The sequence below is a fragment of the Hymenobacter profundi genome, from assembly GCF_019334315.1.
Lineage (GTDB): Bacteria > Bacteroidota > Bacteroidia > Cytophagales > Hymenobacteraceae > Hymenobacter > Hymenobacter profundi.
The window spans coordinates 12,389-24,340 of record NZ_JAHWGL010000027.1; the positions used below are offsets into that span (position 1 = coordinate 12,389).

Below are 11,952 nucleotides of genomic sequence, written 5' to 3' on the forward strand. Positions count from 1 at the left end.
ACGGGCTAGCTAGGTAGTAATTATTTCAGCAGATACATCGCGCCGTTGATGTCGTCGTTGCCACCGTACTGGCTGGTTAGTGCTGCCTGGTAGTTGTCGGTATTGGCCGTTTGCTCGGAGGTAGGGTAGCGAAAGCGTAGCGCAATGCGGCCGCTGTTGCCGGTGCCAGGGCCGGTAGAGAAGGCCGGTACGCCGGTACGGCGGTAGGTGTAGTAGCCTTCCAGACCCGAGTGGCGGAACAAGGCCAAGTACTTCTGCTGCAAAATCTTGGTGAGGCCGTCGGTCCCGGCTGTGTACTGCACGCTGGGCTGGGCGTAGTAGGTGGCGTAGCTCACGGGCACAACGTAGGTGTCGTAGTTGCTAAGCACTTTCACGTCAGTGGCGCCGGGGCGGTAGAAGTAGGCCGTGTAGGTGCCGCTGGTGGGTAGGTCGTAGGAGGCCATGGAAGCCTGAATACCCGCTGTGTAGTAGCTCTCGGCGTTGCCACTGGCCCAACCCCGATTGATACCTTCGGCGAGGTTGAAGCACAGCTCGGGGTAGCCCAGTTGGATACTAGGCTCGCCGGTGAGGGTGCGGAAGTAGCGGTAGCGGTTCAGAAACGAATAGCGCCCCTGGCCGGCGTTGTTGTACATCACACCCATATCAAGGCCAGGGTCAGCACCCACGAACGACGCAAAATCGGTTGGGCTCTGCTTGAGGTTATCGACGTAGTAGCGGGCAGGTTCGCAGGTGGCGTACACGCGCGGGTCGTGCAGCTGCGTGAGCAGGCCTACGTAGGTGGCGGCCATGTTCTTGCGCGAGCCGTCCTGGCCAAAGTTGCGGTTGTTGTTGGGGTAGAAGTTGTTGGTGGCCTCCACGTAGGTGTACTGCAAGTTGTCGGCGTTGCTGGCCATGAGCGGGTACTTGGTAGGGTTGCCCACAATGGCCGCAAACTGCCCGGCAATGTTAAGGTCAGCGTCGCCGTTTTTCTTGCTCAGCTCTACTAGCAAGCGCACCCGCAGGGTGTTCACGGTGCGCTGCCACTTGCGCAGGTCGCCGCCGTGGTAGATGTCGCCGCTCACTGTGGTGGTGCCACCCTCAATGAGTGCCCCGAGGTCGGTGTTAGCGGTTTCCAACCACTTGAAGGCCTGCACAAACACGGCTTTCTGCGGGTCGTAGGCGGGTGTCAGGTTTTCGCTGCCCAGCAGGGCCTGGCTCTGGGGCACGTCGCCCATTTGCAGGCTCATGCGGGTGAATAGGTAGGCCCGGAAGAAGTTACCCAGTGCGGCATAGGGGTTCACGGCCGGCGAACCCACCGCCAGGGCCTGCTGCTCCATCAGGTCCACGTTTTTGAGGGTAGTATAGTAGGCGGTGCCGCTACCAAAATCGTAGCGGTTGTTGCCGTAGTAGTCGTAGTTGTGCAGGTAGTACTGGCCCCACACCTCGTACTGGCTGTTGGGGGCTTCATACACGTTGTTGAGCACGCCCGTGAGCAGTAGCGCCGCGGGCACGGCGTTGGGCTTGTTCTCGTTGATAGTCAGCTCGTCGAGCGTCTTATCGCAGCTCGTAGCACCGAGAGTTAGCAGCCCCAGCAGCGCCGCAGTTTGGATGATCTTTTTCATGGTAGCAGAGCCGGGGATGTTAGAAGGTAGCGTTCAAGTTCAGGCCGTAGCTGCGCACGGTAGGCGACTGCAAGCCCGTGGAGCCAGTGGCGTAGTTGTACTGGTCGAGGTCGATGTCCTTGAAGCGCTTGTCGCCGTAGAAATACAGCAGATTGCGACCGATAAGCGACACCGAAACCCGCTGGATGAACGAATCACCGAGCAGCGTGCGCGGCAGGTCGTAGCTGACGGTGACTTCGCGCAGCTTGCCGAACGTCTTGCTCATCAGGCTCGCCTCATCCACGCCATAGTAGCGACTCACGTAGTCCTGCACGAAAACCTTGGTGGTGTTGGGAGCAAATTGCAGGGCTTCGCCGTTGAGGATGGCCCCCGTGCGCGAGTCGTAGTTGATGCGCGCTTCGTTGGCTATGACCACGCCTTCGCCCACGTAGCTGCCCGTGTAGCCTTGCACGCCATACTGCTGCCAGTCCTGGTAGCGGGCGTCGCCGAGGGCGCCTTCGGCGGTGAGAGCATTGCGGCCGCCGCGCATCGTTTGGCGGAACATATAGTCGGTGGTCACGCCGCCCACCGCGCCGTCAAACTGGAAGGCTAGGCTTAGCGACTTGTAATGCAGCTTGTTATAGAGGCTCCAGTTAAACTTGTTGTTCATGTTGCCCAGTTGCTGCGCCACGGGGTTGGCCAGGGGCTTGCCGCCCGCGTCGTTCACAATCTGCCCATCGGGCGAGCGCACAAACGCACTGGTGCGCAGGATGTCGGTACGGTCGCCTACCTGGTAAAAGGTGTTGTAGAAGTCCTGGCCGGCCGGCAGCTCCAGGTAGGTTTCCCGGAAGGTCGACCAGTTGGCCAGCACGTCCCACCCGAAGTTGGTAGTTTGCACGGGCGTCCCAGTCACACTCACTTCGTAGCCTGTTTTCTTGGTTTTCAGAGCGTTTACGTACTGCGTCGTAAAGCCCGTGGCCGTCGATACAGGGTTGGGTAGCACCCGCGGCCCGTCGATGTACTGAAACGCCGTGGCGCTCAAGCCTAGGCGGTTGCCCAAAAATTTGATGTCAAAGCCCTGCTCAAAGTTCACACGGGTTGTGGTCTTCAGGTTCTGGGCCAGCAGGTTGTCGGTGCCGTATCCCGCCGTTTGGTTATTGTAAGGCTTGCTAGTCGAGTAGGGCGAGGTCAGGGAGTAATCGGGGCCATTGTAGGGCGAAGTGTACACGTTGCCATAGCCCAGAGGATTGGTAAAAAGTGAGTTGCCAGCACTACCACCCAGGGCCGTAATTGAGTTGAACGGCGCCGGCCCAATGGTAGGTGACGTGGCATCGGCCCGCACGTTGGCAAAGGAGCCGCGCAGCTTCAGGAAGGAAATGGCATTCGGCAGCCCGCCGATGTAGTCAGAAAGCACCGTGGCCACCGACACGCTGGGGTAGTAGTAGGTGGTAGGCGTCTGGAAAGCCGACGATTTATCGACGCGGCCCGTGGTAGAAAGGGTAGCGTAGCGGCCCAGCGAGGCATCGAGCGAGTAGTAGGCACTCAGCACCCGCATCTGCGAGTTGAAGCTCGTGCCCTGCACCGGGTTTAGCGAGTTGCTGAACGCGTACACTTCCGGCACGTTGAGGTAGTCGGTCGACGTCCAGTTGGAGTTGTAAGTGAAATTGCGAACGTTGCCACCCAACAGACCGCTGATGTTGAAAAACTTCTGGTTTCCTAGGTCGTAGTTGAAGTTCAGGAAGCCCTCCGTATTGTTGTCGAACAGGTTACGGCGGTCTTCGCGGTAGTCGCCCTGGTTGCCCTCGCGGCCGTAGGGGTGCGCCGAAAACGGCATCTTTTCGGTGCGCAGCAAATTGTAGGTGCTGATTTGGGTGCGCAGCGTGGCGCTCAGGTGCTCGTCAATTTTGAAGTTGCCAGTGAGGTAGGCGTAGGTATCATTTTTATAGTGCCCACGCGTCCATTTCTTCACCATCAGCCAGGGATTGTGGTAACGTTGGTACTCGGCAAACACCGATTGCACGCCTACCTGCCCCGGCTGCCAAATGCCTCGGATGTCGGGCGCGTTCACGTCCCAGTCGGCTCCAGTCCAGATGCCCACGTTGTAGAGCAGGCTGTTGGGGCCGTAGTCTATGTCGGGAAAGTTGTCGGTAAACTGGCGGTTGAAGTTGACGTTGGCTTCCAGCTTGATGCGCGGGCTGGGGTTAAAACCACCGTACAAGTTGAAATTGACGATGTTGAGCCCGTTGTTGGGGATGTAGCTGTTCTGCGTTTGCTGCGACACCGAAAAGCGTGTGGTGTACGTGTCGCCGGTGGCGCTTAGGGCCACGCTGTTGTTGGTCTGGAAGCCCGTGCGCAGAAAGTTCTTGAGGTTGTCTTTGCCCCGCGCTACCCAAGGCGTACCCTGCCGCACCCCGTTCACAATGGGCGAGTCGTACTGCGGAATCAGCTGCCCCGCGAAGTAGGGGCCCCACACGTCATAGTCGCCATCCACGCCGCCAGGGGCGCCGCCCTTGCCATTCACAAACTCGTAGCGCGTGCCTCCACCCGGCCCGTAGGAATCTTGCAGGCGCGGAAACGCCAGAAAGCCCGACTGGATAACGTTGCTACTGTTCAGCTCCACCGTAAAGCCTTTCTTGTTTTTGTTGCCTTTTTTGGTGGTAATCAGAATAGCACCGTTCTGCGCGCGGTTGCCATACAGGGCCGCCGCCGCGGGGCCTTTCAGCACGGTATAGGTTTCAATATCGTCGGGGCTGATATTCCAGGTATCGGTGTTAATGGGGAAGCCATCGACCACGTACAGCGACACCGTATTGCCCCGAATGGTCACGTTGGGCGCCCGCAGCAGCTCAGCCGACGGGCCTACTGATAAGCCTGCTACCTTGCCCACTAAGCCCGAAATCGGGTTGGGGTCGCGGGCTCGTACGAGGTCCTCGCCGTTCACTTCCTGCACCGCATAGCCAATCTTGCGGGTTTCCTTCTTCACGCCCAGGGCCGTTACCACCACTTCGTCCAGTGCTTTGGTATCGGTAGGGAGCGTCACGGTGATGTTCTGCTGAGTGCCCACGGTTACGTCTTGCGGCACCGAGCCCACGAAGCGAAACTGGAGCACGTCGCCGGGGGCAGCGTCGAGGGTGAAACGGCCGTCGCTGCCGGTGGTGGTGCCGCGGGTAGTGCCTTTCAGTAGCACGCTCACGCCGGGTAGGGGCTCCTTGTGCTCATCGGTCACGGTGCCGCCAATGGTGCCCTGCGCCCGTAATAGGGTAGGCACCAACAGCAAGAGCAGAACCACGAGGATCTGCTGGTAAAGAGTTTTCATAAGAGGGTTTTGGAGGTGAGGAGTCGGGTACAAAGCAGCCTAGAGCGCTTAAGAAGACAGCATCTCGGACTGGTAGCGTAGGTGGCGCAAGGCCATGTCTTTCAAGCGATTCAGGTCGCCCACGGGCAGGTGCTCCTGCTTGGCCTGGTCGTCCCACTGCCGCATTCGGATGATGATATCCGCGTCGGCGTCCTGTTCGAAGACTGCCGCCTCGGCAGCCGTCATGGGGCCGCCCTGGAAGCCTAGCGTAGCCTGGCTGGCGGGGGAAAGCTGCCGCAGATATTCGGGGTAGCGGTAGGTGAGGTAGCGCTTGGCCAGCACGTGGCTTTCTACCAGCCGGGCCACACGCTCGGCAAAGCCACAGCCCCGCAGATAGTCGGCACCCAGCTTTTCGTGGTTCACGGCCCCGAAGCCATTCATGGACTCGGTATGCTGCTCCTGCTGAGCGCATAGGTGGCCTAGATCGTGGAAAAATGCGGCCAGCACTACCCCATCGTCGTAGCCTTCGGCTTCGGCCAGTAGGGCGGCCTGCCACATGTGCTCCAGCTGCGACACCGGCTCACCGATGTAGTCATCGTCACCAAATTGATAGTACAGGGCAAACAGGTGTTCTACCGTTGCCGCCGAGTTTTCAGGAGCCATCATAGCAGGTAGGGAGAAGATGGGCAGTAAGTAGGTCTGCCAAGTAGCCTAATGAAAGCAGGTAGGGAAATGCCGAGGCCACGCAAGCAAAGGCGCAGCAAGAGAAATACCCTCGTTACGAGCTGAAAATGAGGTAAATGAAAGGATGAAACTCGTGCTAACAGCTCAGCCTAGTCCTATTTCTTGAAGGCAAAGTTCAACCTCGGCAGTCGGAAAAAAGTCACCAATTAGTCACTAAATTGTTAACTAATTGTGTGCAATAGTTTCTTATAAGGCAACACTGTTTCACTGACTAACTATGCCGCGTGGCGCTCCTGTGTGCGGTAAAAAACTAGGGCTGCTCCAGCGGAAGCCGCTGCCACTACCGCCAGCGCCAAGAAGGCGTAGCTCCAGCCATAATACTCGGCCAGTGCACCCGTAAGCCACAAGGCTCCTGTGCCTCCTACGTACCCCACTGCATCTACCAAACCCGACGCCGTTGCCGCGCCTTGGCGTCCGCCTACATCCAGCGACATAGCGCCAGCCAAGAAAGAGTAAGGACCTAGTAGTAATAGTCCTGCTAGTGAAAGCAGGACTAAGGGTAGCAAGCTGTTAGTAGTAGGCTGGGCCATGGCCAGCAACACGGGTAGGAGCAACACGCAGGCCCCACCGATGAGAGGTCCCCGTTGGCCCCGTAGCCAGCGGTCAGAAGCGTAGCCGGCTCCTAAAATGGAGAGCATACCGCAAAGCGAATACAGCGCACTGTACTGCGAGGCGGTGCCCTCCGAAAAGTGCGCCGCTTCTACCAAGTACAGCGGCAACCAGAAGCTCAGGGATTCGCGCAGGGCCGTCAGGCCGAAGGATAGCACCAGCATGAGCAGGAAGGACTTGCTGCGAAAATAGGGCCGCAGCAAAGCAGCCAGGGAAGCCGGTTCAGTAGGGGTAGCACCAGAAGCCGTGAATACATTCACGGGGCTGGCTGGTGGCGCGGGTACGCCTACGCTTTCTGGGCTACTAGGCAGGCGATACCAATTGATGAGCGCCACCGCTGCCAAAATAGCAGCGGCCACCATGAATAGTCCACGCCAACTCAACCCGGCTGCCAGCAGCTGACCCAGCAGTAGCTTCGCTACGATGTCGCCCACTAAGTAGCTTAAGCTCAACAGAGCCATAATACGACCGTAGGAATGGTAAGAAAACCAATTGGCCGTGGTTTTCACCAATCCGGCCCATCCCATGGACTGTACCAACCGATTGACAGCCCACGCCCCAAAGAATACGGCTAGGCCCTGCCCTAGGCCAAATACTACCGTAGCTACCACGGCCCCAATCATGCCCAATAGAAAGACTTTCTTGCCACCCAGAAAATCACCCAGCACACCGTTTACTACCTTACCCCCCGCATAAAACAGGACGCCTACCGAAGCAATTTGGCCCAGTACTTCTTTGTTGAGCCCCTGCCCACCAAACTCCCGGATGAGCAGCGGGGCAATAATAGCCAGGTTGGAGCGGCACAGGTAGTACGCGCTGTAGCCCACAAACAGGTGAAGGGCCGTGCGACGTTGCCACTGCTGTAGGGAGGTATGAGGAAGGGTAGCAAGCATGGCCGAAGGAGAAGGTTAGGATGCGGCCATCACCGCCGCAGTTAACCCGGTGGCTCGTACACTTCCTTACCATTACAGTCGGTAAACTTGCCAGTTTCAGCACAAAAGGGCGTTGCCTGTAAATTGCTTATTTGTTAACAAATTATGTTAAAAAGTATATTATAAGTAAACAGTAGAGTGTTATTGACAGCTGATAAAACAACTTATACAACAATTCTGAGGCTATCCCTCTCAGTTTACAAGGTGCCTAAAACAAAATAAGCAGGACTTGCAGTAGACAACGAATCATATTTTACCACTACTAGAGCTAGATTCTATACAGCTATTTCTGTCATCCTAATAGGCTGCTTACTGGTCTTAATTAGCAAGCGCACGTCGTTTCAGACGAAACAAAGCCGTCAGAAATAAGAGTAACCCAAGCCAACGAGCAATCGCTCAAAAAACGATCTGTTGTCAGAAAACACACGCAACGCCATTCGAAGGGAGTCCCCGCCGCCGATTTGATAAGCGCAGCTCAACTGCTTTCTTGCGCACCGTAGATCGCATGAAAGCGGAAAGTGGTGCAGCGCAATCCAGATAAAGGGCAATTAGTGTATGATAGATAGTTTTTGAGGCTTCCTGTGTTGCGTGGTTTCCCAGGGCTGTTTTCCTGACGTAACAATTTCTTGATGTGGACAGTACGGCGCTCACCCGCCGCGCCCCGTTGGATACACAATTCCCCTCACCTCCGGTAGTTGCCCCCTATGCCGTCGTCTGTTCTATCCATTAGCCTACTGGCCGTCAGCGGGCTCGTCCTTTTCTTATATGCCGTGAGCCGCTTAGCGCTGGCCCTACGGCACGTGGCTGGTGAGCGGGTCAAGCACTACCTCGACCGCTTTACCAAGACGGTGCCCATGGCCATTCTAACCGGCACAGTGGTGACCACCCTGCTCGACTCCTCCTCCGTGGTCATCATCTTGGCCATTGCCCTGGTGAGCGCCGGGGCCCTTCCGTTCCGCAATTCGTTAGGCGTTGTGCTCGGGGCGAACATTGGCACAACCATTTCCAGCCAACTATTCGCCTTTGATTTGGGCCAGTATGCGGCGGTAGTCATGCTGCCCGGTTTACTGCTATTGTCGCTGAGCAAGAAACGTCAGGGCCGCACCATAGGCCGGGCCCTGTTCTGTTTCGGCTTGCTGTTTTTTAGCTTATTTCTGATTGGCGAAGCAGCCGCCCCGCTCAAGGAGTATGACGGGGTGCAGGCATGGCTGCTGAAATTGGAGCATCCTGTGCGCGGGGCGGGCGCAGGGGCGCTGGTAACACTCGTGATTCAGTCCTCATCGGCTACGTTGGGCATGGTCATTAAGCTAGCCGGCAAGGGCCTGCTTTCCTTGCCCGCGGGTATTGCCGTCATGCTTGGAGCCGAGCTAGGCACTTGCTCTGATACCCTGCTGGCTACCATTGGCCGGGGGCGGGCGGCGCTAAAAACCGGCCTGTTTCACCTGGGCTTCAATCTGCTCTCCATTGGTGCGGGGCTGTTGCTCATTGCGCCGTTTACAGCCCTGGTACTGCGGGTGGCGGGGCACGCCGATGTCGCCCGCCAGATTGCGCACGCGCACGTGTTGTTCAACGTAGCGGGCGTACTGGTATTTGCTCCGCTGGTGCCACTGTGCCAACGCTTGCTGGACGGGTGGCTGCCTGACGAAACAGCATCACTGCCCGCGGCGCTAGCTCCATCGGCGTAAGCTAGCGCTGTAAGTAGCATTGGGGCTGACATAGCCGCGCATCGCAACGCGCTAGACGGTGGGCTATCAGCGGCGCCGTTCACGCGCAACGCCGGGAGCGCCTCGGCCCTGCTGGGGGCCACTCGCATGACTGGCGCGTTGGCCTCCGTGGGCGTGAGCGTGCTCAGTAACCACACCGCCGTGCCCATGGTCGGGATTATGGCGGGCACCTCGGCGCTGGCCCTACTGCTGCTACTCGTTGGCCGCCGACAGATTACCGAGCAGGTAGCAGTGCCGGTCGGCCAGCTCGCCGAGCCAGTCCACTAGCCATTGCTGTTCGTCCCCGTTTAGGCAGTATGGGGGGACCATCCAGCTGTTAGTACTGCGGGCTGACCCGATTGGCTGCTTACTTATATACAACTTGCTGCGCATCAGACAAGGAGTTGATAAAATCAACTAGGGCTTGCCGCTCCGCTGGGCTGAGATTCAACCGGTCTTCGGCTAGGGTTTGGGTAGGCACGGATAGGCCCAGGCCCGCGCCGCCGCCTTGGTCGTAGAAGTCGATTACCTGCTCTAGGGTCTGATACACGCCGTTGTGCATGTAGGGCGCGGTGAGGGCCGCATTGCGGACGGTAGGCGTTTTGAACGCGTGCTTCTGGTGCGCAATGCCATAGAGCAGGAACTTGCCGGGGTCGGCATCCAGCATCGGAGACTGGACATCGGCAGTGGCTGGTACACCCAGTACTTCGCTTTCCGTTTTTTCGTAGAGGGGCGGCACGGCCCCGTTGAACAGCGGCATATAGTGGCAGGTGCCGCACTGCGCTTTGCCCATAAAGAGGTTGAAGCCGAGCACCTCCGAAGCGTTGAGCGCAGTGGTGTCGCCCCGCATGTACTGGTCGAAGCGGCTGTTCAGGCGGACCAGCGACCGGACGTAGGCCGCTACAGCACGCCGGATGTTGCGCTCCGACACGGGTTGTTTTTCAGTGGCAAACGCCTGCGCGAACAGCTTTGCATACGCGCCTTTCTTGCGTAGCAAGGTAGGGGCCTCGCTTAGGTGGCCACCCATCTCGGCCTTGTTGGATATAACAGCGTGCACTTGATCTTCTAGGAAATGCACCCGGCTGTCGTAGAACTGATCGGGCTGCAAGGCTGCGTTGAGCAGCGTGGGCGTGTTGCGCTCCAACCCCGCATCTGCCAGCAACGAGCGGTTCACTTTCAGGCCGTCGGTGTAGGCTCGTTCGGGTGCGTGGCAGCTGACGCACGAGCGGCCCGCACTACCCGAAAGCAGCGGTTCTTTGAACAGGGCTGCGCCTAATTTTAGGACGGCCGGTGTGGGCGTGGCCGCGTCTGCGGGGGCGAAAAAGGAAGCGTCGAATGCATCGGCCACGAAGTAGCCAGCCGCATCTGCCCGCACTGCGCGCTTCGCTGCCACAAATGGGATGTGCAGCTGCGCTTGTACTTGCCGAAGCGTTGCCAGCGCCGGGTTGAAATAGCGCACGAAGAACCGGGCGCGGTCGAAGCGGTTGAAATCCTGCGCAGGAGCGGCAACGGCGGCTTCACAATGGGCCAGTTGTGTGGTTAGCGCGGCCGGCACGTCGAACATGGCCAGTACGTCGCGGCTGGCTTTCAAAGTCGCGGCGGCTTCGGGTAGCGAGGCGTGCGCTACGGGAGAGTCGAAGCCGGATACGCCCTTGGCCGCCAGCCGGTAGAGGTTGAGCCGCACGGCATCAAACACCTCCGCATCGGTAAAGGCCAGGTAGGAAGCCTGCTGCTCTAAGTGGCGCACCTGGTAGAGCAGATTATCGATTTCCTGGTATACCAACTCGCGGTTGGCGCGGGTGTCGGGGGCTGCGTATATGTACTCTTCCAACACCTGAAACCCCGAGGGGGGAACGACCTCTCCCGGTTCGCCGGGTTCGGTTTCGGGTAGGGGCGCACCATTGATGCGCGAGGCGGCATGGGGGTAATAGTATTCGATGGCAAACTCCAGCTGTTTGTACTCCTGCCGGCAAGCGGCAAACTGGGCGCGCAACGTTACTGCATCTGCCTGTGGGGCCATTTGCTGAAAAGCGGTCAGGGCAGTATGTAGCTGACGCAGATGGGTGGTGTAGTGTTCCTTCACCTGCTCAGTCGGACTTTTGTGCAAGACGGCAAACGAGAACAACCCTGCCGCTACCAGCAGCAGCAGCGGACGGGCAACCGCCCGAAACCAAGAAAAACGAATACTCATTGAAAGTAGAGGGTAGCACCCGGAAGCGCGGCTACGGCCTGCCGGCGGGCTTCCGGGGTGAAGGCGTTGTTCTTGACAATGACCGTTTTCAGCTTTTTGAGCTTGCGCACCGAGCGGGGTAGGGCCGTCAGCTGGTTGTCATTGGCAATCAGGATTTCCAGGTTCTGGAGCCGGCCCAAGTGTTTATGAAGAGCGGTGAGCTGGTTACCGGAAACAATCAGCACTTTCAAGGCTTGGCAGCCTCCTAGGCTCGCTGGGAGCTGTTCCAGCTGGTTGTTCGACACGTTCAACTCCTCTAGCTTCCCCAGCGCCCCCAACTGGCTGGGCAGGCGCTGGAGCTTGTTGTCGTTCAGATACACGTAGCGAAGACTGCCCAGCTTGCGCATCGATTCCGGCAAGAAAAGCAGCTGGTTGTTGGACACGTCCACGTATTCCAACGCCGCCAGCTCGCCCAACTGGTCGGGTAGGGAGGTGAAGTTGTTGTAGCCACCCACGAGAAAACGCAGGCTGTCCAAGCCGCCAATGCTGGGTGGCAGCTCCGTGAGGTTGTTCTGGTCTATCTGCAGCTGTTGCAGCCGGTGCAGCTGACCAATGGTCATCGGCAGCGTCAGAAGACTGTTTTTATTCAAGAACAATACCCGCAGACTGTCGAGTTGGGTGAGGGCTTCGGGCAGCTGACGCAAGTGGTTTTCGTGCGCGTACAAGCGTTGCAAATGAGGAAGTTGGCCTACACTGGCCGGCAGGAGCTCCAGGCTCTGGCCACGCACATTCAGTTCCCGAACGCAGCCCGGACGGCTCAGCGCATCCGGAAGTGTAAAAGCGGTAGGGGTAACGCACTGCGCCAAACACGTGTTGCCCTGCAAGACTTGCAGGGCAACACCGAGTAAAAGCGAAACGA

8 protein-coding genes are annotated in these 11,952 nt (G+C 58.4%); 2 read left to right on the forward strand and 6 right to left on the reverse strand.

Annotated features, from left to right (window positions below; translation table 11 throughout):
- Positions 1–20: 20 nt before the first annotated feature.
- The 4 genes from KYK14_RS08845 to KYK14_RS08860 form a co-directional block, all read right to left on the reverse strand.
- Positions 21–1,601 (reverse strand): SusD/RagB family nutrient-binding outer membrane lipoprotein, encoded by a 1,581-nt coding sequence (locus tag KYK14_RS08845; RefSeq protein ID WP_219158536.1) that lies wholly within the window; start codon positions 1,599–1,601, stop codon positions 21–23.
- Positions 1,602–1,620: 19 nt separating this feature from the next.
- The gene (locus tag KYK14_RS08850; protein ID WP_219158537.1) at positions 1,621–4,896 is read right to left on the reverse strand and encodes a SusC/RagA family TonB-linked outer membrane protein; all 3,276 of its coding nucleotides are present in this window, start codon (positions 4,894–4,896) and stop codon (positions 1,621–1,623) included.
- Positions 4,897–4,944: 48 nt separating this feature from the next.
- Complete coding sequence (locus KYK14_RS08855) at positions 4,945–5,541, reverse strand: HD domain-containing protein (protein WP_246601754.1); 597 nt, start codon at positions 5,539–5,541, stop codon at positions 4,945–4,947.
- Between the two features lie 293 nt (positions 5,542–5,834).
- Positions 5,835–7,121, reverse strand: a complete 1,287-nt coding sequence (locus KYK14_RS08860; protein ID WP_219158538.1) for an MFS transporter — start codon at positions 7,119–7,121, stop codon at positions 5,835–5,837.
- A 743-nt stretch (positions 7,122–7,864) separates the two neighbouring features.
- Here KYK14_RS08860 and KYK14_RS08865 point away from each other — a divergent pair.
- Together KYK14_RS08865 and KYK14_RS08870 are read left to right on the forward strand one after the other, a co-directional pair.
- Positions 7,865–8,845, forward strand: a complete 981-nt coding sequence (locus KYK14_RS08865; protein ID WP_219158539.1) for a Na/Pi cotransporter family protein — start codon at positions 7,865–7,867, stop codon at positions 8,843–8,845.
- A 126-nt stretch (positions 8,846–8,971) separates the two neighbouring features.
- Entirely contained in the window at positions 8,972–9,151 is a 180-nt protein-coding gene (locus tag KYK14_RS08870; RefSeq protein WP_185284809.1) for a hypothetical protein, read from the forward strand.
- A gap of 79 nt (positions 9,152–9,230) precedes the next feature.
- Here KYK14_RS08870 and KYK14_RS08875 read toward each other — a convergent pair whose 3' ends face one another.
- The gene (locus KYK14_RS08875; RefSeq protein WP_219158540.1) at positions 9,231–11,054 is read right to left on the reverse strand and encodes a cytochrome-c peroxidase; all 1,824 of its coding nucleotides are present in this window, start codon (positions 11,052–11,054) and stop codon (positions 9,231–9,233) included.
- On the reverse strand, positions 11,051–11,767 hold the full coding sequence (locus KYK14_RS08880) for a leucine-rich repeat domain-containing protein (RefSeq protein ID WP_219158541.1): 717 nt from the start codon (positions 11,765–11,767) through the stop codon (positions 11,051–11,053). Before KYK14_RS08880 ends, KYK14_RS08875 begins: the two co-directional genes overlap by 4 nt.
- Between the last annotated feature and the right edge of the window lie 185 nt (positions 11,768–11,952).